The organism is Shinella sp. GW821-FHT10F02, from assembly GCF_058809275.1.
Window position 1 is genome coordinate 282,778 of record NZ_JBXASL010000010.1, and the last position, 26,874, is coordinate 309,651.

The following is a 26,874-nucleotide window of genomic DNA, read 5'->3' on the forward strand; positions in this document are numbered from 1 at the left end:
AGGGAATGAACTACGCCACCCTCATCCTCAACATCGTGCCCAACAAGTCCAAGGCGGGCAGCGGGCGCCAGCGCAACGGCCTCGGTAAGAAGGGCGCCGCCATTGTCGGAGAGAACATTCTGGAGATAATGGAATACCGCCAATCGGACGGCTCCATCCAGCTTCTCGTCTACACCGACGCGGGCAAAATATACACGCTGGACGAAACAACCGGCGCCTACACGCAAGTCAAGGCCGGACTGGATACTGACGGGACGCTGTTCTGGCAGGCCTTCAATGGCAAGCTCGTTGTCGTAAACGGGCTGGACCCTAATATGGCGTGGGACGGATCGGCCTTTGTCGATCTAGGCGAGTATGTATCCGACTATGATGCCGACAATGACGTATTCCTCGGCTCAAGCCCTGTGTGGGTGGACAACAACACATTCACGATTGTCAGAAGTGGCGGCAACGACAAGTTCCCGAACGGGCGAAGCATCCGCGTCACATTTGAATCGGCCGGCGCGGTGACTGCCACCATCGCCAGTACGAGCTTCAACTCGGGAACGCAGACGTTGACGGTCAATGTGAGCGGAACGCCATTTCCCGCCTCAACGCAGGCGATTAAGCGGGTCGAGTACTACGATACGCCGCCGCCGTTCAGCTACCTCTTCGCCGAACATGACATCCTGTTCGCGTTGTCCGGCGGTGAACAGCATCCTAAAACCTATCGTGGGAGCAACGGTCTCAAGGTTTACTATACGGACAGCCCCAACAACGAAAATGCTTGGTTCAGCCAGTCGGGTACGAATCCGACACAAGAGGTGCCGTTCTTTAATATAGAGAACAAGGCCCGCATTTTTGACGAGCTGCTCGCCATCCGTTCTACCGACGGAAACATGGTGTTCATGGGGCGCAACCAGCTATACCTGTATGCGGGGAGCGACCCTTCCGACCCGCAGAACTGGGCGTGGGTAAAAACCATCCCCGTGGGTATCGTCCATCCAAAGCTGGTGCAGGATTTCCCCTCGGACACGCTGTTCTTCACGACCTACGGCGCGCGTAGCCTGCGCCGCGTCTTCGAAACCCAGAATCTCCAGATTGCCGCCGACCTCGGCAGCGACATCGAGGGCGATGCGTCCGAGAAAATCGCCATCCTGACCGCGAGCGCCACTGCCTACCGGAAGGCACGAAGCTTTTACTACGACCGCGACGGCTATTACGGCTTCAAGCTCGATGACATCTCCATGCCCCTCTACGTCATCAACGAGGACGCCCGCGGTTGGGTATTCTTCAGCGGGTTCTTCAGTGACGCGCGCGCTTTCCTCGGCGCGACGGACGGGCGCCTTCTAGTGGGTCGTGGCGGGCAGCTCTACGCTTACGCGAACGGCAGCGACCTCGATGCCGGTATTTCCTACAATGACGACGGAACAGCCTTCGACTGCGTCTGGGAGAGCCCATGGATGCGCCTTGGCAGCAGCCGGTGGAGCAATCGCGCATGGGAGATCCTCATGGAGGAAGCCCAGACCGGCACCATGGTGATTGAGAGATTCATCAACACCAATGACCGAAGCTCGGTGAATGTCGAGTTCGCAGTTACCGTAACCGGCGCGACGTGGGACGAATCCGATTGGGATGAGGATACGTGGGACGGCGATGTGATCAACCCGATCAGCAGCGACCGGTTCCTCTGTGACGATTTCAGGTTCAGGTTTAAATTGTCAGAAGTTGGCGGACCGTTCAGTGTCCTTGGTATAAATCCGATAGGAAGATAGGTATGTGGGAACAATAACTCGGCCCGCCGGTGGTTACACACCGGCAAACCCGATCACTAACAGCACGAAATATCAGGACGACCGCAACAACGGCATCAAGGTTTCTTCTGTGAAGGTGGATGGCGGCATCAACAAGGCCTTTGATGTACTTACCGACCATGATAATGAGATCGAGACGCAGGATGAGCGGATTACCGCGTTGGAGGAGGCGACACCGGGCACGGTAACAAGCATCGCGCTGGCAATGCCGCCTGAGTTCAGCGTCTCGGGTGGTCCGGTGACCGAAGGCGGCACCTTGGCGGTGACCAAAGTAGATCAGGCGGCCAACCTCATATACGCGGGGCCCGCAAGCGGTGTCGCTGACGAGCCCGCCTTTCGTGCGATTGTGGCAGCCGATATCGGCTCGGGTACGGCCAACGCCACAACTTACCTTGCTGGCGACATGACCTTCAAAAATGTCGCGCACCTCGGCGGCGCCCAAGCATCTACGAACGCAGTCATAACCTGTACGGGTCAAATACCGCTCGATGACACGATTCCGCAGAATACCGAGGGCACGGAGATCGTCACGGTAAACTACACGCCCAAAAAAGCGGCATCCACCCTCAAGGTGATGGTCAACTTCTTTTCCACCTCAGGGAATGGTGCGAGCCATGTCGCCGCGCTTTTCAGGGATAGTGGCGCTAATGCCATTGCAGTGACTGCCGCCTTTGGTACGCCTTCGCAAGTCGTGGCCAAGACACTTATCGCGTATGTGCCCGCAAGTTCGACAGCGGCGACAACGTTCAAGGTGCGACATGGTCTGACAACGTCGGCAACGAGCTATGTCAACGGCGACAACGCAGGTAATCGCCTGTTTGGAGGCGCTGCCAGTTGCTCGATAACCGTCGAAGAGCTGGGGTAGTGGAGGTCATACGCGCCTGCACGGCGGACGTTCCAGCCATCTATGCGTTGCTGGACGATGTGCGCTTTCGGGATCTCCCGCCTTATGACGTCGCGCATCCCGTACTCGATAGCGCGACCGCCTTCATAGTCCGGCATGACGGGCATGTCGTTTTATGGGCTGCCTATCACGGCTGCGGCGAACCCTGCCTTGATCTGGTCATGTCGCCTACACTCGGCCGACCCTCCATAACCAAAGGTATATGCAAAGATATCCTTGCCGCTGGATTCGAGTTGACGCAGAATGATTGCATCACGGTGGAGGCTTACAACCCGAAGGGGATAAAGGCTGCCCTGAAAATGGGATTTGAGCTTGCAGACCTCCGTGAGGAGGATGGATGGGTGAAGCTGGTTCTCACTCGCGAAGAATTTGAACGGAAGTTTGTCATGCGTGGGAAGTCTCTTTAAACCGAAGGTCGAAACCCCGGCGATTCCGCAACAGAATGCGGTCGATAACTTCGTCAACTCGCGGGATGAAATCAATAAAACCGAGTCTGTAAAGGTTCAGCAGCCAGATGGCACATGGACCGTTGTCACCCGCCGGCTTCCCCTCACTACCGAACAGCAAGCGGAGGAAGACAACCTCAAGCGCATTGCCGAATCGAACCTCGCCCGCTTCGAGGAACTGTCCACCAACTTCGATGTGGACCAGATCGACGGCCTCCGTGACTACGTCGATGCTTTCACCACCACCAACAAGCAAATCCTTGATCAGTCCTTCAAATCGGCAAGTGAGGCCTCCACGCGGTCGCTCGCCCGCAGCGGTCTGGACGACAGCACCGCAGCCGTGCAGGAGCGGTCGCGTAACAACAAATCCTATGTTCAGGGCCTTGAGCAAATCGGCCGCGATGGTGAGCAGATAAAGCAGGACGTCCGCTCTCAAGAGCAGAACAACGCCTTGAGTCTATACAGCCTAGCCACCGGCCGGCAGGACGCCCTCCTAAACAGTCTCACCGGTGCCGCCGCAAACAATATGCAAAGCGGATTGTCCCTCGCCAACATGAACATGCAGGGCCAGTGGAACCGATACAACGCCGAACTTGATGCGGCGAAACAGCGTAATGCCGCGGGCCAGAACGGTCTTTCAAACGTGCTCAGCTTGGTCAGCATAGCCGCTTCCAACGCCGCGCGCGCAAAATATGGAGGAGCGTTCTGATGGCTGATACGATTTCCCTTTCCGAACTCATCAACCGGCCGCTGCCCCGTGTAAACACGCAGATTGACCTCGCAAAACAGCAGACGGGAAGGGAGACGCAGGCACAGGGCCTAATTGATGCGTCTGGCCGTATTGCCCAGTCCGGCGGCCTTACTCCCTTGACCGCAATTCTTGGCGGTCTTGCAGGTGGCGTCGGGCAAGGCATGAAGGAAGCCGAAGCAGGCAAGCGCGACGAGAAGCTCGAAGCTATTCGCGGAGAGGTGGCGAGACAGGAGGCGGTGGCCGCGGAGACGGATGCCATCCGTACGAAGTTGGCCAACGCCCAGCTTGCCGACCAATTGATGATGCAGAATGGCAAGGTCGTAGGTGACGTTCTTCAGACGCTGGAGCTCGGCAACAGCCAGCCGGTCGTTGACTTCGTCAAGGCGAACCAGGAGGTCGCGACGCTCCTTGGCGATGATGGTCCGGGCGGCATGGAAATCAACAACATCATCCTCGACGTTAACCCGAAAGACGGCACGAAACAGGTGCGGGCGGTATGGACGAACCCCGACGGGACAGAGGTGCGAGGGCGGTCAATCCCATTCGACGGGCTTTTGCAGCGCTACGCGCCGGATGCATACACCGCTCGAACCGAGGCCCAGCTACGGGCGCAGGAGGATGCGGCAAAACTGGCCTTGAATGAGGCGAGAATTGCCACCGAGCGAGCCCAGGCCAACTCCTATGACGCACTGGCCGAGCAGCGCAGGGCGCCATCCCCGATTAGCGCAAGTCCTTCTCCCTCAACGGATACGGAGTTTATCGCACCCCCTCCGGCGGTCACTGCAAGCGACCTTCCAGAGCTGAGCGCCGGCCAGAAGCGGGCTTACGACGTTCAGACCAAAATCGATGAGAAGGCCAAGGGCAAGAAGGACGTGGCATCCATCCTCGACGATATTTCCAGTCACTATCAGGGCTTGAATAAAATGGGGGGAATCGTCAGCACCGAAAACAATGCCCTCCAAAATCTTGTTGCGAAGGCCGGCAGCTCTGAGCTGGGGCAGAAGGCGGGAGGCGCTGTAGGTACGAGCGAGCAATCCGTACGGCAATCCATTCGGAACAGCCTTCCGCTTCTCATGTCGGCGATCAAGAACTCCACCGGCATGTCGGCTCAGCAGATGAACAGTAACGCCGAGTTGCAGTTTTACATGCAGGCAGCCACCGACCCGTCGCGCGATTTACAGAGCAACCTGAACGCTATTGAGACCCTTCGAAAAATGTTCGCAGAGGGTGAGCTTCCTCCGGAAACGACTGCGCAGCCCTCCATGAAGGAAAAGTACGGCCTCAAGTGAGCCTCGACGTCGCCCGCGTGAAGGATAACGTGGCCAAGATGGTCGAGATGGGTGCGCCCGAAGAGGATATCGACGCCTACATTGCTGAGGAAGGTACGACGGTGGAAGCCGTAAAGGCCTTTCAGGCTGAAGCTCCTAAAGAGCGGAGTTTTATGCGCGACACCCTGTTGCCGGCAACCAAGGCGGGTGCTGTGAGCGGATTGCAAACCGTGATGGAGCTTATCGACCCAACGCCCATGTTCGGTATGGAGCGCGTCGGGGGCCCCATCGTGCCCGACCTGACGAAATCGAAGGTTGCCGCTGGCCAGATTATTGACGATGAGCGGGAGAAATACCTTGCAGGCGGTGTCGGCGGCGACGTCGTCGGAACCCTTACCGAAGCTGCGTCCAATCCGGCGAGCTGGCTTCTTGGGGCTGGCGGAAAAGCGAAAGAGGGGGTGGAGACCGCAGTTAAGGTCGGCGGACGTATACTGAATTCTGCCATCCGCGGCGGTACGCAGGGTTTTGCGACCGGTGTTGGTGAGGGTGAGAGCCGCTCCGCCAACACTGTCGTCGGTGCCGCCACCGGCGGTGCGACTCAGGGGGTGGGGGAGATTGTGAAGTCGGGCACCCGTGTTGCCGCGACCGGGTCGGCCAACGTGGCTGCCGGTGCAAAGTCTCGCGCGGCAAGCCAGTTGGACGAGGCCGCCTCCGCACTCAAGCAACAGGCATCAGCGAGCTACAGCGCGGCACAGGATGCGGGCGCCGTAATAGCCAAGCCGACCGGCGTAAACATTAGCAACCGCGTGCAGGCTGCGGTGGGTGATACCGGTAAGCTCAACGCGCGGCTTCATGCCGACACACTCTCCGTGATGGACGATTTTAGCAATGCAGCCCGCGCGGGTAACCTTGGCCTTGAGGAGCTGGACCAGTTTCGCCAGCTCTTTGGTGATGTGGTCAAGCGTAATACCACTAAGCTTGACGGCGCCAACGCCGATGCCATGAAGGCCAGCGTGGCCATCGAAGCGATTGACGATGCCGTCGGCCGCCTTGGAAAGACAGATATCCTCGGTGGCGACACGGCTGCGGTCGAGCAGCTCCTCTCTGCACGGTCCCAATGGAGCACCTTCCGAAAGTTTGAGGCCGTGTCGGACATCGTAAAGCTGGCCGACGGCGACCCAAATAAGATTAAAGTGGGCCTCAAGCGCCTGTTGGAGAACCGCAAACGCCTTCGAGGCTTCACCGAAGAGGAAATCAAAGGGCTCCGCGAGGCTTCTGAAAACTCGACAGCGGAATGGCTGGCCAAAGGCCTCGGCCGCTTCGGTTTCGAGCCCAATAACGTGTTCATGCCGCTTGTAGGCGGTGGGCTCGTTTCCTTTGGCGGCGGACCAGGAGCTGCCGTTGCTCTGACCGTCACCGGTACCGGAGCTCGATATCTCCAGAAGCTCCTTGGTCGCGGCAAGGCAGAGAAGGTCCTTGGACTGATTGAGAATGGTGGCGACAGTCGAAACCTCGTGGCCGCCATTTCGAAATTGGCGGGGAGCGACGCGATGGGCAAGAAGACGATGCGAGTGATTACGAACAACATTCCCGACAAGGGTGTCCGCCAGCAATTTCAGGAACTCGCCGGCCAGACGGAGTCGACCGCCGTGCCGGTTGCGCGAACAGTTGCCGAGCCAACGCGTAGGCGCTAGAGTAAATCAACGAAAGCTAATGTAATGCCATCCCTCACCGATAGCGTCATGCAAACCGCGCAAACCATAACGCGGTCGGTAACGAGCGCGTCTGCCCAGAGTGCCGCCATCAAAGGCGGAGACGGACCCTTCGAAATTGTCTGCATCCACTCGGATGTCGATTGCTATTGGGAAGCCGGAGTGAACCCGACCGCGACGGTAGCCAGCGAGCCTTTACCGGCTGGCATCCTTCACTACAAGAAAATCGTCTCAGGCCAGAAAATTGCAGTCCTCCGCAAATTTGCTGACGGTACACTCCACATTATGCGGCAGGTCTAGACATGCTGGCGGGCGTTGGGCGAGTAGGGCGACCTTACCCGATAGGCGCAAGGCGCTTGGTAGGATTTGACTTTGCTTCCGGCAGCTTAGACAGCCGTATAGCCTTTTCCAGAGCATCACCGGCGCCGTATTTCGATAATGCGGCCATGTATAAGACCGCCGCGGTTGACGTTGCCCGCCTCGACACCAACCCCGCCAGCTTGGCCCCGCGCGGTCTTCTCATTGAGGGGGCCCGCACTAACCTCATCCGCAACTCCGAGACGCTTGGCACCCCGACATCAGGCGGGACCAGCAATGGCTCGACCGTCTGGAACCTGTACAATGCCACCGCGATTGAAGTGTCCGATCCGCGATTTGGTACGGTGATTCAGGTCACCGACGGCGGCACAAGCGATGCCCACGTCATAGCTTCGGCTAGGGCCGACGCGCCTGCTTCGACGGAGATGCGCACGATGTCCGTACGGGTCAAAGCCGGAACGCTGACGAAGGTGGCGGTAACATTCAAAAACCAGTTCTGGAGCGCCAACGACAGCAACGTAAAGGTTGACCTGTCCAACGGGACGATAATCAGTGCGTTCACCTATACCGAGTACGGTATCATCAATGAAGGCGGTGGCTGGTACCGCGTGTGGATAGCCATCAGCATGACGAACGTGGCCAACTTTCGGTGCGTAACTGTGCAGGGACTTAGCGCAGCCAATGCGGTCTCCTATGCCGGAACGGGACAAACATTCTTCGTCGCGCACCCGCAGCAGGAGACCGGCAGTTTCGCTAGCAGTTACATCCCTACAGGCGCCTCCACGGCCACCCGTGCGCTCGACTTTGCGTCCATTCTCGACCTCGCCACCATCGGATATAACCAGCCCGAAGGCACGGTCATCTTGATAGGCGAGCAAATGGACGTCTCCAACAAAACACTGTTGACGTTTGACGATGGTACGACCAGCAACATCATACGGCTCCGCCTATCCAGCGTAGGCGTGCTTAACGCGCAGATTTTTGCCGGTGGGGTCGCGCAGGTTAATGCAAACACCGGCTCAACGGCTGCTGTCGCAGGGACGACAACGAAGGCGGGCTTTGCATTCAAGCAGGGCGATGCCGCATTCGGAATGAATGGCACGGTGGTTGCCGCCAGCCCCGGTCTCATACCTTCAGTGAACAACCTGAAGATCGGACGTTACCAGACCTCGACCGAGGTATCCTACTCATGGGTGCAACGGCTCATATATTTTCCGGTCCGCATTCCGGACAGCGAGTTTCAGGCGCTCATCACATGACGAGCCGCAACGACCTCTCCTCGATCCAAGTATCGCTTCTTAAGGAGCTATTTGAAGCGCACCTTGGTCCAATCCGTGAGGACGTAAAGGCGATTCGCTCGGACATGCGGATTGAGCAGGCAGCCATCCGCACCGACCTGGGCGCAATTCATAAGCGGACCGAGGAGGCGCACGACGAGATTGCCAAGTACCGGAACCGCGCCATCGGGTTCGGCGCCACGCTCGGGCTGGGCGGCGGCGGGGTAGGCGCGTTCCTCGCAAAATACTGGCCGGCGATATTCAACTGAAAGACCTGACAATGATGCATGCAACGCTTTGGAAGGAGGTCCGGCACTTTGCCCGCGCCGAATTTGACAGCCGTGATAGACCGGGAAGCGGTGGCAACATGAAGCCGCGCGTGGTGTTCATGCTCGATGCGCTTCGCGGCCTCATGGATAAGGCGTTGGTCGTCAACAGTGGCTTCCGCACGCCGGAGCGCAATCAGGCAGTAGGTGGTGCGCCGTCATCCGCGCACCTGTTTGGAGAAGCCGTAGATATCCGCACCGTTGGCTGGACGGAGCGCCAGCGCTGCGACCTGATACTTTATGCCATCAAACTCGGTTTCACCGGCATCGGGATAGCTAAAAGCTTCATCCACCTCGACATCAAGGGGCGTCGTGCAAGTTGGCAGTACGTGAATGGTAAGACCATCGCGATTCCGGTTGGCGAGGAGCTTAAACACGTTTAGGATGGACATATTTGGGACGGTCTCCTTTGTCCTTCGTTCCGAATATGTTGGGGGAGCGGGTGTGGACCCGCTCTTTTATATGGAGGGCACCATGCCGAAGACGAAATCCAAGCGGGTTTCGCGGACTCCCGAATGCCGACGTAAAACTCCCGTATTTAAATCTAGGCCATCGACTACACGCAGGATTCAGTTGCTCGTATGGGCGTATGGTATCCCCGAATATACATTCGAAGAGATGCGAGCGATGCTCCGGCCGGACCGTCCATCGCTTGTTTCTTCTTCCCGATACTCGTAATACGTGATTGAATTACCCTGAAATGAAAGGGTAATCTCGTGTTTAAGAAAATCGCACTGGCGGCTGCCGTCGTGTTCGTGCTGGGCGGCGCTGTGCAAACGGCCAAACTGTTTGGTTATCCCGAGGTCGCCAACCTGCTCGATGCGCAGATTGCGGCCTTTGCAGCACAATATCATGCGGCAAAGGCTGAGAAGGCCGCGCAGGATGCCGCCGTGGCCGTTGCAGAAATTTCCCCAACGACCGTCCAGTAATGTGGCCGGCCCTCCTCGACTTCCTGAAAGCCATCTGGCCGTCGATTGCCGGAGCCCTCAAACTGCTGGTAGCCGGCTGGGTCGGCCGTGAGATCGCGCAGGGGAATGCCGCGGAAGATGAACTTGAGCGCGTGGATAAAGCGATGCGGATGGCTGTGGTCAACAGCACTCGGTCTGTCGATGAGCGCCTGCGCGGCGCCAAGCAGCGCGGGCTGTATCGTGTATCTCGCAAATCGGGCAACGATTAGCGAGGATGACACGATGGACACCCAGTTAGGCGTCCAGCATCTCGATCTTGTGATGGACGAGGCGTGCCGGTAATGTCGCGCCATGGAAATCAAATACTATTACAAATTCCGGCAAATCATCCCGCGACCTCCGGGGCAGTGGGTCTTATGCGGCCCGTTTGACAGCTATGAAGAAGCGAAACTCGATCGTGAGAACAGTAAGCAGCCAGACGCTGAACTCACACCGGTCTTCGGGTCGCCGTCTCGTCAGCAGGCTCTAGAGAGCCGGCCTTACGGGGTCTAAAAAAGACGCACCTCTAGGGTGCGTCTTACTTCGCTACTCGGCGGCCTGCCGTTCCACCTCAGGTGTGTCGTCGTTGACGGCATGGAAGGATTGCTCCCAAAGCCAGTCGGCGGCATGGCCGGCGTAGCTCGCGGCGCTGAAGATGGCGCGGTTGTCACCCTTGAGGACCTTCAGCCAGCTTTCGATGTAGCTTGCTGACCGGAACGACGGAGCGATGTTCAGGCGGGCGCACAGGAATGCGCTTCCCAGTTCCGCCACCAGTTCCTCGAACGCGTAGCCGGCGTCGCCGAAGCGCTTGCCATAGACGCGGGCGAGGCGCTCCTTATGCCCGGTCGCATGAGTCGCCTCATGATTCCAGACGCCCCAGTACGCATCCTCGCTCTCGAAGCTGCCGAAGTTCGGCATGACGATTTCGTCGCGCTGGGGGTAGTAGGCCGCCTTGTTCGAACCGTGGACCGTCTGGATGCCGCACCCCTTTTGCAGGTCGAGCGCCATCTCGTGGGTCATGTCCTCGTCGGGTACATCCTGCGGCAGGAGGTATTTGTCCGGAACGTTGTCCAGCTGGGACAGGTGGAAGACGGGATAGGTCTTCACCATCGTCCCGGCCTTCTCCTCACCGGTCTCGGCATCTTCGCGCCGGACGTGCTTCGTGAAGATGACGTGGACGGCGCGCTCACCCTTCCTCACCTTGGCGCCGATGCTGTTGACCTGATGGTACGTGCAGAACTGGAGGCTCGGGTAGCCGTGGGACTGCGCCGCCAGCCACAAGAGGAGGATATTGCCTCCACTGTAGAGCCGGCCGGTAATGAGGTTGCTTGGTAGCATGCCTACACCCTTGAGTTTATTTTCCTTCCATGGCTTAGTCCATGGTGGAGTTCCTGCCTCAAGGTCAGCAATAACGCGCTGGGTAACGGAGTTGTAGAGGTCTGCGGCTTTCATGATTAAGCCTCGCAAGGCCATGCAGGATTATCTAGCCGAAGGTATCCCCGCGGCTTTGGAAAGGTTAAAGATGTTCAGGCTAGACGCGTTACTTTAAAGGATGCTGCCAATGTGGACCATTATTTTCGCACCCTTTCTGGTAATACGCTGGGCATTCACGGCAACTATTGACGCTATAAAGGGTTCGCGGGACGCCGTTGGCAATTTCCGGAGCTGGTTGCAGAAAAAGTCGCCCGTCCACGGGGACGCTCACTTCGCGGCATGGAAGCAGCTGAAGAATACAACCCATGCCAGACCGGAAGGCTGGTACATTGGCTTGCAGGAAGGGCGCCGCGTCTACACCGACAACGAAGCCTGCGTCATCGGCATCGCACCGCGCCGCACGGGGAAGTCCAATGCGGCCAAGGCCATGTTGCGGGCACAGGCCGAGCGGACCAAAAAGCCTGACGTGCTGTTGTTCGACCCGCACTGCGATATTCGCCCTGCGATTTTGCAGCACTATATCGACGCCGGCTACGAGACCCAGTTCCTCAATTTCGAGAAGCCCGAAACCAGCGACAAGCACAATCCGCTGTCGTTCGTTAGCAGTAATCCGATGTTTCAGGCACTCGACTGCTACCAGATCGTCCAGCTCATCATGGAGGCCAAGAAGGGCGAGAACGAGCACTTTACAAGGTTTCCCCGTTTGGTGATTGCGGGCGTCATTGCCTATAAGCTGCGCACCGATCCCGCCGGCGCAAACATGGCCTCGATTGTCCGACTCTTGACCGCTTCGCAGGCGGATAGGGCCAAGCTTTTCGACGAAATGGCGAAAGAGGGTGGTCCGATTGAAGTTGCGGGCGTGACGGCCTTTCGTGATGCAGGCGAAAAGGAGCGTGGCAGCTTTGGGACGACAATGGCGTGGAAGCTCCAGATGTGGCTTCTCAATAACTTCGCAGCGATTACGAGTGAGGGAGGGTTCACGTGGGAAGAAAATTTCTTAAATCCCAAGCCCATACTGACGGTCATTTCCATTGGACGCGGGAACCTCCAAGGCGACGCGGCGCGGCTAATCATCGGGAATGCCATCAACACCCGTGTGAAAATGTGGCCCACCGTCGTCGACGCGCATCATGGGGAAGGGCGACCACGGTTTCCAAAGGAGCTGAAAATCCTCCTAGATGAGCCGCGTCTGCTCGGAAATTGTGAGGCCGTGGTCACGGCCGTGACCGAGACCGGCAAGATGGACGTATCCCTATGCATGTGGATGCTGGGCATGCGCGACCTGTTCGAAATTTATCCAAGCGCATCCGTCATCGCTAACAGCAGCAACCTTGTGATTTTCGGTGGAGGTACGGAGATGACCACTTACGAGGACGTCAGCCGTATGATCGGGGATAAGACGATTGCCAACAAAGGCTATGCCGAGAGCGACGGTGGGGTAAAGCAAAGCTGGAGCGAGCAGGCGATTCGCGCAATTAAGGCCGACCAGCTGCGCGCCCTGCCTAATGACGAGCTGGTGGCCGTGATGTCGCAGATGAGCGTCCGGCTCAAGAAAACCACCAAAGTCGTCGGAGACGGCGATAACAGAACCCTGAAATATCTGTAGGCTAGATGTCGAGACCCTCGTCTCGACCATCCCGCGCTTCCTCCAAGGTCTCCAGTAACTGCGTCTGTCCGGACACTTCGAGGTAGGTTCGCACCTCCTCGATGGTCAGCTCACCGTCGCGCATGGCATTCGAGATGTCCTCGACGGTGATGTCACCCTCGCTCAACTCGTCCAGATGATGCTTGATGGTGCTCTCAAAAAGGCGCTCCGCCTTTTCGACGGCCTCCGCGCTTCCGATGGCGTCAACCAGATGGTTCCTTGCCATGAGGGCGGCCCGCTCCGCCTCGCGCTCGGCAGTAGCGGCCGATGCGGCGTTGTAATCGTATCCGGCCTGTTCCTGCCGCGCATGCCCCGCCTTATAGCGCGCGATTTCGGCTCGCGTCTGGGCGGCTTCGGCCTGCTTGCGGGCGGCGGTTTTCAACTCGAAATTGAACACCTTCAGCCCGATTCCGCGAAGCTTCCCACGGGCGGTGGTGTGCTTCTGGAAGCTCTCCTCGGCCTGTGATGCCTCTTGGAAAACCGGCAGGCTCTCCGCCTTGTAGGCGCCGGCCTCGTGCTCCGCCCGCTCCCTCGCCTCGCGTGCGGAGGCATACTTCGCCTCGGCCTCGGCGACACGCGTCCGCATCTGATGGAGGTAGTTCAGCTCGGTTTGCGCGTCGTAAATCTTGCGTACATGGTAGCCGCCGACGGTGCCGTCGTAGGCGTCCAGGTCCTCGGTCTCGATGTAGGCCTCTTGGAAGACTTCCATGCTGTCAACGCCGTCCGTCGCAAGCGTTTCGGGTTCCGGCACGGTATCAGTATCGGGGGAAGGTTCAAGGGCTTCCGGAGCGGCCTCTTGCTCGGAAAGCGTTTTGTCGTTGGCCTGCTCCTGTTTCCAGTCCTTCACCTTGACGCGCACGTCATATCCAAGCTCAGCGAACATATCGTTCGCCACGTGCTGCCACTCCAGCTTGAGGCCTTGCGTGCTGTTGCGGTTGGTCGTTCCGTAGACGCGGCTGCCGTCCTCGACCGACTTGTCGATGAAGATGAAGTGCGCGTGGTGGTTGCCGGTGTCGAAGCCTTGCAGGGTGAACATGAAGGGGCAGACGCCCTGACCGATACGCTCGCCATAAGCCTTCAAGGTCGAGATGGCATGCGCCTCGGTCACGTCCCGCGGCACGCTGATGATGAACTTGTCGATGACGCGACCATTGGCGCGTAGGCCGTTTTCGTGGTCGAAAAACCACCGTTGCCGGGCATTGTAGTTCTCGGGCATGAGGTGCACGTGGACGTGCTGGGTCGCTCTGGCGCTGGACGTACCGGCTGTGGGCACGGGCGGTGTACGGCTTCGCCTGCGACTTCTTGCCGATAAAGTCGTGCTTGAAGAAGACGCCGATTGTTGCCGCCATGCCCCACCTTATCACGCGTTGCTAATGGAACCGACTTTCCTCGAAAGTCGTATGGTTCCACTACTACAATCACGCTACCAGCTATCCTTTTCGCCGGCCTCTTGCTTATCGGGGCTTAACGGGCTTAGGGTGTGGTTGGGCTAGTCTTGCAACATGGGGTTTGCATGGCGGGGGAACTATTCGACCTGTTCGCACGACAGGTCTGCACGACGGTGAAGCTGCCGCGGGGTGAGTTCACGGCGGAACAGCTAACGTATTACGCGCGCCAGTGGCCGATGCCAACACGGGCGCTCTCGATGATGAACATGTCTTACGATGACGTGCCCATCGTATTCCTCGACGTATCCTTCAAGTACATGGCCGACTGGCTGCTTGAGCTGTTCCGGAAAGGGCTGGCGTCCTTTCCTATCGGCCTCATGCCGGCCGAGCGCATGTTCGACTGGGACGAGGATATACAGGTCAAGACCTTCAAGGGCTATTTTGCGGGCCACAACCTTGGGCTTCAGATGGTCTTTGAGGAGACGGCGGTGCTGTGCAGGGGGGAGTGGGTCCACCCCTGCGATTTCCGGCCGGTGTTTAATTCGGCCTACCAGTTTTCATAATCGTCGTTTTTATCTCCCATTTTCCGAGCGGGGCGACCATGGCGAAGGCAGTCACACTAAAACCTTCCGTTGCGGTGGCCGGCGCGGTCCTTATTCTCTGCGTCGCCAACTGGTTGTCGGTTCAAGCGGTGGGTTACCCCTTCCTGCATTGCTGGCTGACACCGGTGCTCTGGCCCATCTACGAGGGATGGTACCAGTTCATCAACGTCATCCTGATCGGCTTCCTGCTGTTTTACGCGATGCGCCAAAAGTGGGCCTCATTCATGACCGGCGCCTTATTGCTGGGGCTGGTGACAGGGATTCCGCAGTTTGCTAATATTCTATTCAGACTAGGCGGGTCGTGTGGATAGGGACGAGAGACAGATGCACCGGATGGAACTTGCGAGGCATCACAAGTTCGAGCTTTACGAGAGCTACTCGGAAGCCGAGGCCGCGCATATCCTCCGCATCAACCATGACCACCTGAAGAAGATGCGTCGTGCGGGCAAGACTCCCGCAATCAACCTTGGCGAGCGCATGGTCCGTTACCTCGGCATCCACATCGCCGACATGCTCCTGCTGGGGGATAAATGGCAAAGTACACCCGTCGAGAATTCCAACTCGGTCCCTACTGGCTCGGACAGCGCGACAGCTCTCCCGCTTGGTACCGGTGTTGGATTGAAAACGGACGCACCAAGCGCGCATCACTCGGCACAACGGATTTTCAGTCCGCGCAAGAAGCCCTGACCGATTGGTATTATGCGAACCGCGTGCTCGGCGAGGAAAACCTCTCGCCGGCCAAAATGCCGCTCGCCGATGTCCTGCTCGACTACTGGAACCATCAGGCCAGCAAGCTCCGCTCGGCCGAGACGGTGAAGGTCCACCTCCGCTACTGGAACGACTTCTGGAAGGAGGCGACCGTCGCCGATGTCCGGTCGGTCGGCCGGCAGGAGGAATTTCAAGAGTGGCTGACGGCCAAGGGGCTGAAGGACAACAGCGTCAACCGTTGCCTTGAGGCTGGTCGAGCAGCGATGCGCCGTGCCTACAAGCGTGGCGCCATTACCTCCGCGCCGTTCGTGCACATGCTCAAGGTTCGGGAGGAGGGCCAGAAGGGCAAGGCGCTGTCCATCGAGGAGCTGCGGGCGTTCTACCTAGGCAGCGAGCAGAAGCACTGGCGGGACCTCGTCTACCTCCTGACGGCCACCGCCGCCCGTCCCGAGGCCATCACCAGCCTCACCAAGGGGCAATCGATTTCGATGCGGGCCTGATTTATCTCAATCCCGAGGGCCGGAAGCAGACCAACAAGTACAGACCGACTGTAAAGCTCACAGAGGGCTCACGGGAACGTTTCAAGGACCATGCCGATGGTCGCCTGCTCATCTTCCATGGAAAGCCCATGGACCGGCCTGAGACGGTTGTACGGAAGGCGCGGACGCGGGCGGGGCTGGACAAGTCGGTCACTCTCTACAGCATCCGCCACACGTGCGCCCGTTGGATGTGCATGGAGAGCGTCGATACCGCGGAGATTGCGAATCAGTTGGGCCACAAGAAATTCGGCGCCGACATGACCCTGCGGTACATGCCACACTCGCCGACCTACCTCACGGCCGCCGCCGCAGCATTGGACAAACTCTGTAAGGCCGCTTTTTTTCGCCCTATGACGCCAAAAACGCGCCAGTCGAGGATTAAAGAAACGCGCCACCGGCAGGGCTACGAACGAAATAAATCAAGTCTAGCGTTATACTTGGCCCGCCTACCATGGTCAGCATGGCATGGCACTGGCCCCTGTGGTGGGTCTGGTGGTTGAAGACATGGGTCAGTGCGGGTCCGAGCGGATGGGTGACGATCGTCGGGTTGGTGAGCGGGCTATAGGTGAAGTCGGCGGCGATCTTCTCTTCCGTCAACGAATCGATGAAGGCCGCCAGGCGCGCGTCCTCCACCTCCCGTGCCGCGCGCAGGCCGGCGAAATCCTCGTGCAGGATGGTGTCGAGGCTGGTCGGCGCGTCGCCGCTGCCGGTAAAACGCTTCAGCCAGATGCGATCCGCGGTGAGCAGGTGGTTCAGCGTGCGGTGCAGCGAGCCGAAGAAGGCACCGAGATTCTGGCGGTAGGCGGCATCGTCGAGCTTGCCCACTTCGTCATAGAGCGCGCGGTTGGCCCAGGCATTGTAGGCGGCATACATGCGGTAGTGGTCGAGCATCGGGGTCTCCGTGATGTGCCCGGACTATAGCGGAAGCCTGCATCGCCTGCATGAATGCGACCCATGAAATTATCTGATTTGCGCGACGGGCCGCCCTGCGCTCCAATGCGCCGACACCAAACGACGAGGCTTCGATGACCCGATTGCTCTACGCGCTCTCCGGCGCCGACAAAACCCGCCAGTTTTCGCCCCATGTCTGGAAGACGGTATTGTCGCTCGCCCACAAGGGCCTCGACTATGAGACGGTGCCGGTCGGCTTCACCGAGATCCCGGCGATCGAGGGCGGCAGCTCGCCGACCGTGCCGCTGCTGCGCGATGGCGACCGGCTGGTGCGCGACAGTTTCTACATCGCGCTCTATCTCGACGAGGCCTATCCCGACCGGCCGTCGCTGTTCGGCGGCGAAGGCGGCGTGGCGATGGCCCGTTTCATCGAGAACTGGTCGCAATCGACGCTGCACATGGCGGTCACCCGCATCGCCATCCTCGACATCCACAACCTGCTCGGGCCGGCCGACCGGGACTATTTCCGCCGCAGTCGAGAGGAGCGCCTCGGCGCCTCGCTGGAAGACATCGCAGAAGCCGGCAAGGCCGAGATCGAGGGCTTTGCCAGGAAGCTCCAGCCGCTGCGCAACATGCTGAAGATCCAGCCGTTCATCGGCGGCGCAGGTCCGCTTTTCCCGGACTACATCGTCTTCGGCGCGCTGCAATGGCTGCGCACCACGGCGGGCACGAAGGTGCTTGCCGAGGATGATCCGGTGGCGGACTGGTTTGCCCGCTGCCTCGATCTGCACGGCGGCGTCGGCCACCGCGTTGCAGCGGCCCAGGCCACCGTGTGACGGCGGCCCAGGCCACCGTGTGACGGCTGCATGAAACTTCGGCCCTGACATCGCCAATCGCCGTCACCCCCTTGTTTTGCCGGGCGTTGGCGGCTATGGAACCGCCACTTTCACCGGAAAACCAAGGGAAACGGGAAAATGGCGATTGAACGCACCTTTTCGATGATCAAGCCGGACGCGACCAAGCGCAACCTGACCGGCGCGATCACCAAGATGCTCGAAGACGCGGGTCTGCGCGTCGTGGCCTCCAAGCGCGTCTGGATGAGCAAGCGCGAAGCCGAAGGCTTTTACGCCGTTCACAAGGAACGCCCCTTCTTCGGCGAACTGGTTGAAGGCATGACCTCCGGCCCGACGATCGTCCAGGTTCTCGAAGGCGAGAACGCGATCCTCAAGAACCGCGAAGTCATGGGCGCCACCAACCCGGCAAATGCCGACGAAGGCACGATCCGCAAGACGCACGCCCTGTCGATCGGCGAAAACTCCGTTCACGGCTCCGATGCTCCGGAAACCGCTGCGCAGGAAATCAAGTACTGGTTCTCCGACACCGAAATCGTCGGCTGAATCAGATTGCCCGGCTCCGGCCGGTCATGATTGATATGTGTGAAGAACCGGGGCCGTAAGGCTCCGGTTCTTTCATTTTAGGGTATCGAACTTGAAGATCGGCTGGCCTGAGAGCAGCACCGCTTCGGCCTGGTGATACATGGTGCTGGCGCAGCCGCGGTCGAGCCGCATGGCAAAGTCGGTCGCCATGGCAAGCTTCGCCTCCACCGGTTCTGCCGCGAGCACGACATCGGCGAGGCGGGCATGGTCGCCGGCGGCAAGCAGCAGTTCCGCGACGATCGGCGCCTTCAGCGGGTCTTTGGCGAGCGGCGTCAGGGGGGCCGCCTTCAGCGCCGCCGCCATCTCCGCCCAAAGCGGCCATTGCGCCTGGAACCTGGCGCTGAGCTCTTCCGGCATCTCCGGCACTGCGGTCGCTTCACCCTTGAGGAAGGGCGTCAGGGCCTCGACCGCGATGAGGCGGTCGATGACATCGCGCACGGAAAGGCCTTCGGCGGTGCGCGAATAGCGCCCGGCATAGAACGAGATTTCCGTGAGCACCGTATCTACCTTTGCCGGATCGGCCGCCGTGGCGCGAAGGCTGCGATAGGCGGTCAGCCAGGCGCGGTCCAACAGGCCCTCCGGCCGGATATCCCCGCCATCGATCTCCGCCAGCACGGCCTGCGCCGCTTTCTCCGTGTCGGCAATGTCGCCCGTATAGTTCAGGTAGGTCATCAGGAAGTCCCGTTCCGGCTCGCGGGCGGCGACGATGAAGACGGTGTGGACGGATTTCCGCATCGCCTGGGCTTTCGCATCTTGTGCCGGACGCGGCAGGGCGGGATTGCCGACAAACCCCGGCGCCCAGTTCCAGGCCTGCACCAGATCCGCGAGCCTGTCCGGTTTCGAGGCGGCGAAGGTGGCCCAGGCTTTCGGGTCGCGCTGCGAGGCGATGAGGCCGGCCTGTATGAGGAGGAGGCCATGCTTGCCTGCGGCCTCCGCAAGCGCTGCCTTTCGCTCGTCCGGCCAGTCGATGACAGCCGCGACGATGCGCTGGCCGATCGACGCCTGCTGGTCGCCCTTCAAGGCGGCGATCGCGGCGAGCAGCTTTTCCGTATCGCCCTGTTCCAGAACCGCCCGGACGGTGGAGATGAGCACGCCGAACTGCGGCAGGCCTGCCGGATCGTCGGCAACCGCGGCGAAGCCCTCGCGCCGCGCATCGAGCGCACCGGCAAGGTCGATCGCCTCCCGCACGCCGGCCTCGCGCAGGCCGTGGGCAAGCGTGGTGGCGTCTTCCGCCGAAAGCCCGCCGTAGCGGATCTTGAGATAGGCGGCCTCGGCGCCAACACCGCGCGCCTTCAGCCGCGGCAACGTTTCCCGCTCGGCAAGCACCATATCGGAAAGGGCGAGAATGGCGGCCTTGGCCGGGCAGGCGGCTGGTTCCTGCGCGCGGGCCGCGGTGGACATCACCAGGAGGCCGGCGGCGGCCAGGACAGGCAGAACCCTCATGCGCATAGCCTCCCGCGACAAACCATTTCAGGCGGAACGCATGAGCCTTGGCGAATATTCGCTCAGAACGGGCACGTCGCCATTTCGAAATGCTCCGGCGTCTTGCCGTCCTTGAAAACTTCCGGGTTCTTGTCATAGCCGGGACCGACGACCAGCGCCTTTGCCGGCAGGGCGCTCTGGTCGAGCGTGGAGGTGACTTCGGCCTCAAGGGTTTGCAGCGTCGTGCCATCCGGCCCGACGACCGAAATCGCCACCTTGTAGGGTTTGCCCTTCTTCACACAGGAAAGGTCAGGGCTCTCCAGCGCGACGCGCTTGAGATTGGCAAAGAGCTTGCGCTCCAGCGTCAGCGGCGCGCCGCCCGCCGGGTTCTCGAACTCGGCCTTCACCACCGATCCCTCCGGCACCGGCGCGATGCGGTCGAGCGTGATCATGTAGGTCGCGTAAGCCAGCCGGTAGTTGAAGACGAACATTTTTCCAGTCAGCTTCAGCGGGTCCGCCCCCGTCTCGCGCTGGCAGGCGGCGAGCATCAGGGGCAGCAGGGCGATCAGCAGAAACCTCTTCATGGCCGTGGCTCCTCGCGGTTGCGGCGATAATGGCGGCTGGCCTTCGCCCGGTTGCCGCAGACGGCCATGTCACACCAGGCGCGCGACCGGTTGCGGCTGCGATCGAGGAAGAGCCAGTCGCAGTTCGGGCAGATTTTCAGCCGCTCCGGCTCCGGCTGCGTCAGCAGCATCAGGGCGGAGCGGGCGGTGGCCGTATCGAGCGCGTGGTGCCGGGTGCCCGAGCGGCGCAGCGTCGCTGAAATGGCATCGAGCAGGTCGGCCATCAGCGCCGGCTTTCCCGCACCCAGCACCTCCGCGCGAAAATGGCGGTCGATCGCCTCGCGCAGCGCCACCAGCCCGTCGCGGGCGTCCGCGCCGACCGGCTCCAGCGCGCCGAAAAGCGCGCGTTCCGCGCCATGCCGGTTCGCGCCGTCGGGGAAGGCGTCCATTACGGCCGGATCGGCGAAACGGTCGATCCGCCGCTCGGGATCGGCGCGCAGCACGACGGAGTTCGCGACATCGAGGGCGAGCGCGCCGCCGGAAAACCGATGCGGGGTCCAGGAAAAGGTCATGCGATATTCTAACTGGTAAAAGCAATTTTGCCAGTTATAATTTATCGAACCCGTCCGGAACCGCCATGGCCTATTTCCTCCAGCAGATCGCCAATGCCATGCCCGTCGCCGCGCTCTATGCGGCGCTCGCCTTCGGCTATTCGATCGCCTTTGCCGTGACGCGCCGGGCGGACATCGGCTACGGCGCGCTCTTCGCCTTCGCGGCGCAGATGTTCATCCTGTTTGCCGGTTTCGGTTGGGATCGGCTGTGGCTGGTGCTGCCGGCGGCGCTGGGTTTCGGCGCGGTCGTGGCGCTCCTCTACAGCATCGGCGCCGGCCTGGTCATCGGGCGCTTCGTGATGCGCCCGCTTGCCTTCTCCTCGGACAACACGGTCGTGGTCGCCGCCGTCGGCACCGTGCTGGTGCTGATGGAGACGGCGCGGCTTGCCTCGGATACGCGCAGCCTCTGGCTGCCGCCCTTCCTCAACACGCCGATCGTCTTCTGGGGCGACCCGGCCTTTCCGGTGGCGTTGACGCTGCTGCAACTGGCCAATACGGCCGCGATGGTCGCCATCGTCCTCGCCGGCCACGTCTTCCTCGCCCGTTCCGCCTGGGGCCGGCGCTGGCGGGCCGTCTCGGAAGACCGGCAGGCGGCGGAACTGTGCGGCGTGGATTCTGCCGGCGTCTACCTCGCCGCCTATGCCATCGCCGCGCTGATCGCCAGCCTCACCGGCATCCTCGCGGTCTCCTACTACGGCAACATGGATTTCGGCGCCGGTCTGGTCTTCGGCGTGAAGGTGCTGTTCATCGCCGCGATCGGCGGGGCAGGGGCGCCCCTGCTTTCGGCGCTCGGCGGTGCGGCCATGGGTTTCGCCGAGACGCTCTGGAGCGCCTATGGCGATTTCCTCTGGCGCGACCTGGTGATCTTTTCCGCGCTGGTGCTGCTGCTGGTGATTTTCCGCCGCGAACGGCCGGTGCCGTAGAGTTTGTCAGGGAAAAGTGGGAACCGGTTTTCCCGAAAAGACAAACGAAAACAAAAGAGCCAATTACGCCCACTTCTCCCGCGCCCGGTCGTCGCTCTCCTTGGCGTCGACCCAGCCGCCGGTGCGGCCGTCGGCGAAATGTTCCTTCTTCCAGAAGGGGGCGGAGGTCTTCAGGTAATCCATGACGAAGGAGGCGCCGTCGAAAGCGGCGTGGCGGTGGGGGGCGGTGGCGATGACCAGCACGATGTTTTCGCCCGGCGCGATCTTGCCCACCCGGTGGATGGCGGCGATGCCGAGGAGGGAAAAGCGCGTGACCGCCTCGCGGCAGATGCGCGTGATCTCCGCTTCCGCCATGCCCGGGTAGTGTTCGAGTTCCAGTGCGGCGAGCAGGCCGCCCTCATCGCGGCAGAGGCCGGTGAAGGTGACGATGGCGCCGGCATCGCCGCGGCCGCCGGTGAGGTGCGCGGTCTCCGCTGCGGCGTCAAAATCGTCCGTCTGGACGCGCACGATGACCGGAGCGTCGCCGGCCACCGTTCAGCCCCCCGTCATGGGCGGGAAGAGGGCGATCTCGCGGGCACCCGCGATCGGTTCGTCGTGCTCGACATGTTCCTGGTTGATCGCGATGCGGATGACGTTCTCGTGCTCCAGCGCATGGGCGTAGTCGTCGCCGAGCGTCTTGAGGTGCCGCAGAAGGTCGCCGCCCGTCTGCACGGAGGCGGGCAGGTCGATCTCTTCCTCGCCCTTGCCGATCCGTTCGCGCACCCAGGCGAAATAGACGAGCTTCGTCATCTCATTCGTCCACGATGTGCTTCAGGCCGACGCGGAAATAGTCGTAGCCCGTATACATGGTGATGAGCGCCGCGATCCACAGCAGGCTGATGCCGATCTCGGTCGTGTAGGGCAGCACCTTGTCGCCGGCGGGACCGGCCAGCAGGAAGGCGATGGCCAGCATCTGGATGGCCGTCTTCCACTTGGCGATGCGCGTGACCGGCACGCTGACCTTGAGGTCGGCGAGATATTCGCGCAGGCCCGAGACGAGGATCTCGCGGCACAGGATGATGATCGCGGCCCAGATCGTCCAGCCGGCGATGGTGCCGTCGGCGGCCATCAGCAGCAGCACGGAGGCAACCAGCAGCTTGTCGGCGATCGGGTCCAGCATGCGGCCGATATTCGACGTCTGGTTCCAGATGCGGGCGAGATAGCCGTCGAGATAGTCGGTGATGGAGGCGACGACGAACAGGCCGAAGGCCGCCCAGCGCGCGAAATCCGATGATTCCAGCCGTCCTTCGATGAAGAAGCACAGCACGATCAGCGGTACGGCCACGATGCGGGCGTAGGTAAGGAGGTTCGGGATATTGTATGCGCGGGAAGCCATGGATTCTTCAGTCTCGACTATTTCCGGCTAGATGAGGTCTTTGTGACAGTGCCGTCAACCTTTGTTTCCGGCAATTCTTGGCGAATTTACGGAGCCGGGCCGAATGACGCATCTGTTTGCAAAAAACCGCGCCTTGCGGGTGGTCACGTCGGCGGTTTGCCGTCCGTAGTGAAGCGTGCGGAAAAGGCTTCGCCGTCGGCCAGCGTGCCCTCACAGGAAACCGTCATGGCGCCCTTCATCGGATTGCCGAAGCCGCAGGTGCCCTTTGCCGGGAAGACATCGGGCGTGTCCGGCGTGTCCTTGCGGCTGACGATCACCTTGTCGAGGTCGATCACGTCGCTGTCCGGCGTCGGATTGGCGCCGTCCATACCGCTGAAGGTGATGATGCGGCTATCCTCCAGCACGAAATAGAAGCCGACGCGGCCGTTCGGATAGGAGACGTTGAGCAGTTTTCCCGAGCAGCTGTCGCTGAACTGCTGTTTTCCCACGACGAGCGCCTCGCAGGTGCCGGTCACGCCCAGCATCTGTGCATCGCCCACCTGGGTCTGCGCGGCGGCACCCGTTGCCAGCAGGCAGAGGCCGGCGATGGCGAGCAGGCTATGCTTGAAGACGATCATGACGCCTCGCTGTCTATGGAGGAATGTCGTGCCGGCACCCTAGCAGCCACCGGCCGGCTCGCAACCGCTATCCCGCCGCGTCGTCGTGGAAATGGTTGTAGACGATGCGGGCGACCGATTCCGAAATGCCGGCGACGGCCATCAGGTCCGACATGCCCGCGCGCGACACCGCCTTCGCCGTGCCGAAATGCTGGAGCAGGGCGCGCTTTCGCGTGGGGCCGATGCCGCCGATCTCGTCGAGCGGGTTCTTGACCATTTCCTTCTTGCGGCGCGCCCGGTGCGAGCCGATGGCGAAGCGGTGCGCCTCGTCACGCAGGCGCTGCACGAAATAGAGCACGGGATCGCGCGGCGGCAGCGAAAAATCCGGAATGCCGCGCATGAAAAAGCGCTCGCGCCCGGCCTCGCGGTCGGCCCCCTTGGCGACGCCGATGGCGATGACCTGGTCGGTGATGCCGAGCTCTTCCAGGATGGCGCGCACCGCCGTCATCTGGCCCTGGCCGCCATCGATGAGGATGACGTCCGGCCAGGCGGGGAAGGGCAGGTCGGCGGCTTCCGCGCCGGCCTCGGCCGTGCGGTCCGGCAGACCCTCTTCCTTGATGAGGCGCGAGAAGCGCCGGGTCATCACTTCCTTCATCATGCCGAAGTCGTCGCCGGGCGTGATGTCGGTCGATTTGATGTTGAATTTTCGGTACTGCCCCTTCACGAAGCCTTCCGGCCCCGCCACCACCATGCCGCCGACGGCATTGGTGCCCATTATATGCGAGTTGTCGTAGATCTCGATGCGGCGCGGCACGGTGGGCAGCTTGAAGGTCGCGGCGAAACCGTCGAGCAGGCGCGACTGCGAGGCCGTTTCCGCCAGCTTCCGCCCATGCGCCTCGCGGGCATTGGCCACCACATGGTCGACGAGGTCCTTCTTCTCGCCGCGCTGCGGCACGGAAATCGTCACCTTGTAGTTGGATCGTTCGGAGAGCGCCTGCGCTAGTAGGTCGATCTCCTCGACGGTTTCGGAGAGCAGGATCTGCCGGGGACAGGGCTTGTCGTCGTAGAACTGCGCGAGAAAGGCGTTCAGCACCTCGCTGCCGGAAAGCTGCGGGTCTGCCTTCGGAAAATAGGCGCGGTTGCCCCAGTTCTGCCCGGTGCGGAAGAAGAACACCTGGATGCAGGACACGCCGCCCTCATGGTGGATCGCAAAAATGTCCGCCTCTTCGACGCCCGCCGGGTTGATGCCCTGGTGGCTCTGCACATGGGAGAGTGCGGCCAGCCGGTCGCGATAGACGGCGGCGCGCTCGAAATCGAGGTCCTCGGCGGCGGCGTTCATGGCCTCGGCCATGTGCGCCTTCACCTTCTGGCTCTTGCCGGAGAGAAAATCCTTCGCCTCCTGCACGAGCTCGCCATAGTCCGCATCGCGGATCTCGTTCGTGCAGGGGCCGGAACAGCGCTTGATCTGGTAGAGCAGGCAGGGCCGCGTGCGGCTTTCGAACACGCTGTCGGTGCAGGTGCGCAGCAGGAAGGCGCGTTGCAGCGAGTTGATCGTGCGGCCCACGGCACCAGCCGAAGCGAAGGGGCCGAAATAGTCGCCCTTGCGGCTGCGCGCGCCGCGATGCTTGAAGATCGCCGGCGCCCGCGTGTCGCCCGTCAGCAGGATATAGGGGAAGGACTTGTCGTCGCGCAGAAGCACGTTGAAGCGCGGGCGCAGGCGCTTGATGAGGTTGGCTTCCAAGAGCAGCGCCTCGGTCTCCGTGCGCGTCGTCACGAATTCCATGTTCGCCGTCTGGCGAATCATCTGCGTGATGCGGTTGGAATGGCCGCGGCCCTGCGCATAGTTCGTCACGCGCTTCTTCAGGCTGCGCGCCTTGCCGACATAGAGCACGTCGCCATCCGCATTGAACATGCGGTAGACGCCGGGGCTGTTGGGCAGGCGCTTGACGAAGAACTCGATCAGCGCTGCGCCGACAACGCCTTCCGGCACGTCGCCGCCTTCGTTCCAGTCCATGCCGGGTGTCGCGACGGCCGGCGCAATGACGCCTTCGAGCGGGCTTTCCTGAAGCTCGTCGTCCTCTTCCGTCTCGTTCTCGTCATAGAGGATGCCGCCATCCTCCACCTTCCGGCCATTCATTCCGCTATTCCCCCGACATCGGGTGTTTCCCAGGCGAGATGCTGCCCGCCATCGAGCGCTATCATTTGCCCCGTTATCGATGGCGTGTCGAACAAAAAGCGAACTGTTCGGCCGAATTCCCCAAGCGAAGGGCCGCGGCGCAGGATCAATCCCTCGACCTGCGCCTGGAAGGCGGCGTCGTCCTGCCGCTCGTTCGGCAGCGACGGTCCGGGGCCGATCGCATTGACGCGCACGCGCGGCGCAAAGCTCTGCGCCATGGTGCGCGTCGCCATCCACAGGGCCGATTTCGAGAGCGTGTAGGAATAGTAGCGCGGCGTCGGGTTCCAGACGCGCTGGTCGATGATGTTGACGATCGAGCCCGCCATGCCGTGGGGAAGCTGGCGCACGAAATCACGCGCCAGGATCGACGGCGCCTTCACATGCACGGCGAAATGGCGGTCCCACAGCGCATCGTCGAAGGCCTCGACCGTATCGGGCTTGAACAGCGAGGCGTTGTTGACGAGCAGATCGAGCGGGCCGACCGCAGCACGCGCCGCCGCGATGAGTTCCGCCGTCGCAGCCCCGTCCGAGAGGTCGCATTGCACGACGGCCGCCGTCACGCCGCGCGCGGTGAGGGCGCCGGCGATCGCGTCCGCCTCGTCGCGGGATTCGTTTGCGTGGATGGCGACGGCAAAGCCGTTCGCCGCGAGATCCTCCACGATGGCCTTGCCGATGCGTTTCGCGCCGCCCGTCACGAGGGCCGTCCTGAGGGGGTTCTTCAAGAAAATCCGTCCTGCCGATTCATTTGTTTAACCGGCCCAAGATATAGACATCCCAGCGCAGGCTTAAACTCCCCCCGACAATTGGTTGCAGAAAAATTAAC

At 61.2% G+C, this 26,874-nt stretch carries 32 protein-coding genes and 1 pseudogene; 21 read left to right on the forward strand and 12 right to left on the reverse strand.

Annotated elements, in window-relative coordinates; all coding sequences use genetic code 11:
• Positions 1-5 precede the first annotated feature (5 nt).
• From AC1RWL_RS28730 to AC1RWL_RS28785, 12 genes are all read left to right on the forward strand, one after another.
• Positions 6-1,754 carry a hypothetical protein gene (locus AC1RWL_RS28730; protein ID WP_493158563.1) on the forward strand — a complete coding sequence of 583 codons (1,749 nt, stop codon included), beginning with the start codon at positions 6-8 and terminating at the stop codon, positions 1,752-1,754.
• A gap of 4 nt (positions 1,755-1,758) precedes the next feature.
• Positions 1,759-2,658, forward strand: coding sequence for a virulence factor Pgp3 (gene pgp3 / locus AC1RWL_RS28735; RefSeq protein WP_493096845.1), 900 nt, complete (start codon positions 1,759-1,761; stop codon positions 2,656-2,658).
• Positions 2,658-3,104 (forward strand): GNAT family N-acetyltransferase, encoded by a 447-nt coding sequence (locus AC1RWL_RS28740; RefSeq protein WP_493096846.1) that lies wholly within the window; start codon positions 2,658-2,660, stop codon positions 3,102-3,104. Before pgp3 ends, AC1RWL_RS28740 begins: the two co-directional genes overlap by 1 nt.
• Positions 3,088-3,852, forward strand: coding sequence for a hypothetical protein (locus AC1RWL_RS28745; RefSeq protein WP_493096847.1), 765 nt, complete (start codon positions 3,088-3,090; stop codon positions 3,850-3,852). The genes AC1RWL_RS28740 and AC1RWL_RS28745 overlap by 17 nt, the downstream gene beginning before the upstream one ends.
• The gene (locus tag AC1RWL_RS28750; RefSeq protein WP_493096848.1) at positions 3,852-5,183 is read left to right on the forward strand and encodes a hypothetical protein; all 1,332 of its coding nucleotides are present in this window, start codon (positions 3,852-3,854) and stop codon (positions 5,181-5,183) included. The genes AC1RWL_RS28745 and AC1RWL_RS28750 overlap by 1 nt, the downstream gene beginning before the upstream one ends.
• Positions 5,180-6,856, forward strand: coding sequence for a hypothetical protein (locus AC1RWL_RS28755; protein ID WP_493096849.1), 1,677 nt, complete (start codon positions 5,180-5,182; stop codon positions 6,854-6,856). Before AC1RWL_RS28750 ends, AC1RWL_RS28755 begins: the two co-directional genes overlap by 4 nt.
• A 24-nt stretch (positions 6,857-6,880) precedes the next feature.
• On the forward strand, positions 6,881-7,174 hold the full coding sequence (locus AC1RWL_RS28760; RefSeq protein ID WP_493158565.1) for a hypothetical protein: 294 nt from the start codon (positions 6,881-6,883) through the stop codon (positions 7,172-7,174).
• 146 nt (positions 7,175-7,320) lie between these two features.
• The gene (locus AC1RWL_RS28765) at positions 7,321-8,451 is read left to right on the forward strand and encodes a phage head spike fiber domain-containing protein (RefSeq protein ID WP_493096850.1); all 1,131 of its coding nucleotides are present in this window, start codon (positions 7,321-7,323) and stop codon (positions 8,449-8,451) included.
• Positions 8,448-8,738, forward strand: coding sequence for a hypothetical protein (locus AC1RWL_RS28770; protein ID WP_493096851.1), 291 nt, complete (start codon positions 8,448-8,450; stop codon positions 8,736-8,738). Before AC1RWL_RS28765 ends, AC1RWL_RS28770 begins: the two co-directional genes overlap by 4 nt.
• Before the next feature lie 11 nt (positions 8,739-8,749).
• Positions 8,750-9,178: a D-Ala-D-Ala carboxypeptidase family metallohydrolase gene (locus AC1RWL_RS28775; protein ID WP_493096852.1), complete on the forward strand. Its 429-nt coding sequence runs from the start codon at positions 8,750-8,752 to the stop codon at positions 9,176-9,178.
• A gap of 333 nt (positions 9,179-9,511) precedes the next feature.
• Complete coding sequence (locus tag AC1RWL_RS28780) at positions 9,512-9,724, forward strand: hypothetical protein (RefSeq protein WP_493096853.1); 213 nt, start codon at positions 9,512-9,514, stop codon at positions 9,722-9,724.
• Positions 9,724-9,972, forward strand: coding sequence for a hypothetical protein (locus AC1RWL_RS28785; RefSeq protein ID WP_493096854.1), 249 nt, complete (start codon positions 9,724-9,726; stop codon positions 9,970-9,972). The genes AC1RWL_RS28780 and AC1RWL_RS28785 overlap by 1 nt, the downstream gene beginning before the upstream one ends.
• Before the next feature lie 316 nt (positions 9,973-10,288).
• Here AC1RWL_RS28785 and AC1RWL_RS28790 read toward each other — a convergent pair whose 3' ends face one another.
• Complete coding sequence (locus tag AC1RWL_RS28790; protein WP_493096855.1) at positions 10,289-11,194, reverse strand: ArdC family protein; 906 nt, start codon at positions 11,192-11,194, stop codon at positions 10,289-10,291.
• A gap of 109 nt (positions 11,195-11,303) precedes the next feature.
• Here AC1RWL_RS28790 and AC1RWL_RS28795 point away from each other — a divergent pair, with 109 nt between their 5' ends.
• On the forward strand, positions 11,304-12,782 hold the full coding sequence (locus AC1RWL_RS28795; RefSeq protein ID WP_493096856.1) for a type IV secretory system conjugative DNA transfer family protein: 1,479 nt from the start codon (positions 11,304-11,306) through the stop codon (positions 12,780-12,782).
• A 1-nt stretch (position 12,783) separates the two neighbouring features.
• Here the strand turns inward: AC1RWL_RS28795 and AC1RWL_RS28800 are convergent, their stop codons facing one another.
• A complete protein-coding gene (locus tag AC1RWL_RS28800) occupies positions 12,784-14,037 on the reverse strand; it encodes a hypothetical protein (RefSeq protein WP_493096857.1) in 1,254 nt (417 codons plus the stop codon).
• A 297-nt stretch (positions 14,038-14,334) separates the two neighbouring features.
• Here AC1RWL_RS28800 and AC1RWL_RS28805 point away from each other — a divergent pair, with 297 nt between their 5' ends.
• The 5 genes and pseudogenes from AC1RWL_RS28805 to AC1RWL_RS28825 all read left to right on the forward strand — a co-directional run.
• Positions 14,335-14,772: a hypothetical protein gene (locus AC1RWL_RS28805; protein WP_493096858.1), complete on the forward strand. Its 438-nt coding sequence runs from the start codon at positions 14,335-14,337 to the stop codon at positions 14,770-14,772.
• A gap of 38 nt (positions 14,773-14,810) precedes the next feature.
• On the forward strand, positions 14,811-15,122 hold the full coding sequence (locus AC1RWL_RS28810; RefSeq protein ID WP_493096859.1) for a hypothetical protein: 312 nt from the start codon (positions 14,811-14,813) through the stop codon (positions 15,120-15,122).
• A 13-nt stretch (positions 15,123-15,135) separates the two neighbouring features.
• Positions 15,136-15,498, forward strand: a complete 363-nt coding sequence (locus tag AC1RWL_RS28815) for a hypothetical protein (protein WP_493096860.1) — start codon at positions 15,136-15,138, stop codon at positions 15,496-15,498.
• A 23-nt stretch (positions 15,499-15,521) separates the two neighbouring features.
• Positions 15,522-16,019, forward strand: a complete 498-nt coding sequence (locus tag AC1RWL_RS28820; protein WP_493096861.1) for a site-specific integrase — start codon at positions 15,522-15,524, stop codon at positions 16,017-16,019.
• Positions 16,019-16,270, forward strand: a pseudogene (locus AC1RWL_RS28825) (site-specific integrase); the annotation flags it as partial. The gene AC1RWL_RS28820 and the pseudogene AC1RWL_RS28825, both read left to right, overlap by 1 nt.
• A gap of 166 nt (positions 16,271-16,436) precedes the next feature.
• On the opposite strand, the gene AC1RWL_RS28830 reads toward AC1RWL_RS28825, so the two are convergent.
• The gene (locus AC1RWL_RS28830) at positions 16,437-16,949 is read right to left on the reverse strand and encodes a DinB family protein (RefSeq protein WP_493096862.1); all 513 of its coding nucleotides are present in this window, start codon (positions 16,947-16,949) and stop codon (positions 16,437-16,439) included.
• 134 nt (positions 16,950-17,083) lie between these two features.
• On the opposite strand from AC1RWL_RS28830, the gene AC1RWL_RS28835 reads away from it, so the two are divergent.
• A complete protein-coding gene (locus tag AC1RWL_RS28835; protein ID WP_493096863.1) occupies positions 17,084-17,785 on the forward strand; it encodes a glutathione S-transferase family protein in 702 nt (233 codons plus the stop codon).
• A 138-nt stretch (positions 17,786-17,923) separates the two neighbouring features.
• A complete protein-coding gene (gene ndk, locus AC1RWL_RS28840; RefSeq protein WP_050742909.1) occupies positions 17,924-18,346 on the forward strand; it encodes a nucleoside-diphosphate kinase in 423 nt (140 codons plus the stop codon).
• Between the two features lie 72 nt (positions 18,347-18,418).
• Here the strand turns inward: ndk and AC1RWL_RS28845 are convergent, their stop codons facing one another.
• The 3 genes from AC1RWL_RS28845 to AC1RWL_RS28855 form a co-directional block, all read right to left on the reverse strand.
• The gene (locus AC1RWL_RS28845) at positions 18,419-19,828 is read right to left on the reverse strand and encodes a hypothetical protein (protein ID WP_493096864.1); all 1,410 of its coding nucleotides are present in this window, start codon (positions 19,826-19,828) and stop codon (positions 18,419-18,421) included.
• Between the two features lie 62 nt (positions 19,829-19,890).
• The gene (locus AC1RWL_RS28850; protein WP_256118870.1) at positions 19,891-20,391 is read right to left on the reverse strand and encodes a hypothetical protein; all 501 of its coding nucleotides are present in this window, start codon (positions 20,389-20,391) and stop codon (positions 19,891-19,893) included.
• A complete protein-coding gene (locus AC1RWL_RS28855; protein WP_493096865.1) occupies positions 20,388-20,942 on the reverse strand; it encodes a CGNR zinc finger domain-containing protein in 555 nt (184 codons plus the stop codon). The genes AC1RWL_RS28850 and AC1RWL_RS28855 overlap by 4 nt, the downstream gene beginning before the upstream one ends.
• A gap of 65 nt (positions 20,943-21,007) precedes the next feature.
• On the opposite strand from AC1RWL_RS28855, the gene AC1RWL_RS28860 reads away from it, so the two are divergent.
• Positions 21,008-21,904 carry a branched-chain amino acid ABC transporter permease gene (locus tag AC1RWL_RS28860; protein WP_493096866.1) on the forward strand — a complete coding sequence of 299 codons (897 nt, stop codon included), beginning with the start codon at positions 21,008-21,010 and terminating at the stop codon, positions 21,902-21,904.
• A 63-nt stretch (positions 21,905-21,967) separates the two neighbouring features.
• Here the strand turns inward: AC1RWL_RS28860 and AC1RWL_RS28865 are convergent, their stop codons facing one another.
• From AC1RWL_RS28865 to AC1RWL_RS28890, 6 genes are all read right to left on the reverse strand, one after another.
• Complete coding sequence (locus AC1RWL_RS28865; protein ID WP_493096867.1) at positions 21,968-22,435, reverse strand: molybdenum cofactor biosynthesis protein MoaE; 468 nt, start codon at positions 22,433-22,435, stop codon at positions 21,968-21,970.
• A 3-nt stretch (positions 22,436-22,438) separates the two neighbouring features.
• Positions 22,439-22,693: a molybdopterin converting factor subunit 1 gene (gene moaD / locus AC1RWL_RS28870; protein WP_493096868.1), complete on the reverse strand. Its 255-nt coding sequence runs from the start codon at positions 22,691-22,693 to the stop codon at positions 22,439-22,441.
• Between the two features lies 1 nt (position 22,694).
• Positions 22,695-23,279 (reverse strand): CDP-diacylglycerol--glycerol-3-phosphate 3-phosphatidyltransferase, encoded by a 585-nt coding sequence (gene pgsA, locus AC1RWL_RS28875; RefSeq protein WP_256118876.1) that lies wholly within the window; start codon positions 23,277-23,279, stop codon positions 22,695-22,697.
• A gap of 143 nt (positions 23,280-23,422) precedes the next feature.
• Positions 23,423-23,896, reverse strand: a complete 474-nt coding sequence (locus AC1RWL_RS28880) for a hypothetical protein (RefSeq protein WP_493096869.1) — start codon at positions 23,894-23,896, stop codon at positions 23,423-23,425.
• 67 nt (positions 23,897-23,963) lie between these two features.
• Positions 23,964-26,012 carry an excinuclease ABC subunit UvrC gene (gene uvrC, locus AC1RWL_RS28885; protein WP_493096870.1) on the reverse strand — a complete coding sequence of 683 codons (2,049 nt, stop codon included), beginning with the start codon at positions 26,010-26,012 and terminating at the stop codon, positions 23,964-23,966.
• Positions 26,009-26,773, reverse strand: coding sequence for an SDR family oxidoreductase (locus tag AC1RWL_RS28890; protein ID WP_493096871.1), 765 nt, complete (start codon positions 26,771-26,773; stop codon positions 26,009-26,011). Before AC1RWL_RS28890 ends, uvrC begins: the two co-directional genes overlap by 4 nt.
• Positions 26,774-26,874 lie beyond the last annotated feature (101 nt).

Bases quoted from the DNA above. Each gene is read 5' to 3' on its own strand.
- AC1RWL_RS28845 (WP_493096864.1), bottom strand. From the start codon at position 19,828: ATGAGGGTTCTGCCTGTCCTGGCCGCCGCCGGCCTCCTGGTGATGTCC.
- AC1RWL_RS28810 (WP_493096859.1), top strand. From the start codon at position 14,811: ATGGCGAAGGCAGTCACACTAAAACCTTCCGTTGCGGTGGCCGGCGCG.
- uvrC (WP_493096870.1), bottom strand. From the start codon at position 26,012: ATGAATGGCCGGAAGGTGGAGGATGGCGGCATCCTCTATGACGAGAAC.
- AC1RWL_RS28805 (WP_493096858.1), top strand. From the start codon at position 14,335: ATGGCGGGGGAACTATTCGACCTGTTCGCACGACAGGTCTGCACGACG.
- pgsA (WP_256118876.1), bottom strand. From the start codon at position 23,279: ATGGCTTCCCGCGCATACAATATCCCGAACCTCCTTACCTACGCCCGC.
- AC1RWL_RS28800 (WP_493096857.1), bottom strand. From the start codon at position 14,037: ATGCCCGAGAACTACAATGCCCGGCAACGGTGGTTTTTCGACCACGAA.
- AC1RWL_RS28855 (WP_493096865.1), bottom strand. From the start codon at position 20,942: ATGACCTTTTCCTGGACCCCGCATCGGTTTTCCGGCGGCGCGCTCGCC.
- ndk (WP_050742909.1), top strand. From the start codon at position 17,924: ATGGCGATTGAACGCACCTTTTCGATGATCAAGCCGGACGCGACCAAG.
- AC1RWL_RS28730 (WP_493158563.1), top strand. From the start codon at position 6: ATGAACTACGCCACCCTCATCCTCAACATCGTGCCCAACAAGTCCAAG.
- moaD (WP_493096868.1), bottom strand. From the start codon at position 22,693: ATGACGAAGCTCGTCTATTTCGCCTGGGTGCGCGAACGGATCGGCAAG.
- AC1RWL_RS28770 (WP_493096851.1), top strand. From the start codon at position 8,448: ATGACGAGCCGCAACGACCTCTCCTCGATCCAAGTATCGCTTCTTAAG.
- AC1RWL_RS28775 (WP_493096852.1), top strand. From the start codon at position 8,750: ATGATGCATGCAACGCTTTGGAAGGAGGTCCGGCACTTTGCCCGCGCC.
- AC1RWL_RS28860 (WP_493096866.1), top strand. From the start codon at position 21,008: ATGGCCTATTTCCTCCAGCAGATCGCCAATGCCATGCCCGTCGCCGCG.
- AC1RWL_RS28760 (WP_493158565.1), top strand. From the start codon at position 6,881: ATGCCATCCCTCACCGATAGCGTCATGCAAACCGCGCAAACCATAACG.
- AC1RWL_RS28835 (WP_493096863.1), top strand. From the start codon at position 17,084: ATGACCCGATTGCTCTACGCGCTCTCCGGCGCCGACAAAACCCGCCAG.
- AC1RWL_RS28795 (WP_493096856.1), top strand. From the start codon at position 11,304: ATGTGGACCATTATTTTCGCACCCTTTCTGGTAATACGCTGGGCATTC.
- AC1RWL_RS28815 (WP_493096860.1), top strand. From the start codon at position 15,136: ATGCACCGGATGGAACTTGCGAGGCATCACAAGTTCGAGCTTTACGAG.
- AC1RWL_RS28830 (WP_493096862.1), bottom strand. From the start codon at position 16,949: ATGCTCGACCACTACCGCATGTATGCCGCCTACAATGCCTGGGCCAAC.
- AC1RWL_RS28765 (WP_493096850.1), top strand. From the start codon at position 7,321: ATGTATAAGACCGCCGCGGTTGACGTTGCCCGCCTCGACACCAACCCC.
- AC1RWL_RS28785 (WP_493096854.1), top strand. From the start codon at position 9,724: ATGTGGCCGGCCCTCCTCGACTTCCTGAAAGCCATCTGGCCGTCGATT.
- AC1RWL_RS28750 (WP_493096848.1), top strand. From the start codon at position 3,852: ATGGCTGATACGATTTCCCTTTCCGAACTCATCAACCGGCCGCTGCCC.
- AC1RWL_RS28880 (WP_493096869.1), bottom strand. From the start codon at position 23,896: ATGATCGTCTTCAAGCATAGCCTGCTCGCCATCGCCGGCCTCTGCCTG.
- AC1RWL_RS28790 (WP_493096855.1), bottom strand. From the start codon at position 11,194: ATGAAAGCCGCAGACCTCTACAACTCCGTTACCCAGCGCGTTATTGCT.
- AC1RWL_RS28850 (WP_256118870.1), bottom strand. From the start codon at position 20,391: ATGAAGAGGTTTCTGCTGATCGCCCTGCTGCCCCTGATGCTCGCCGCC.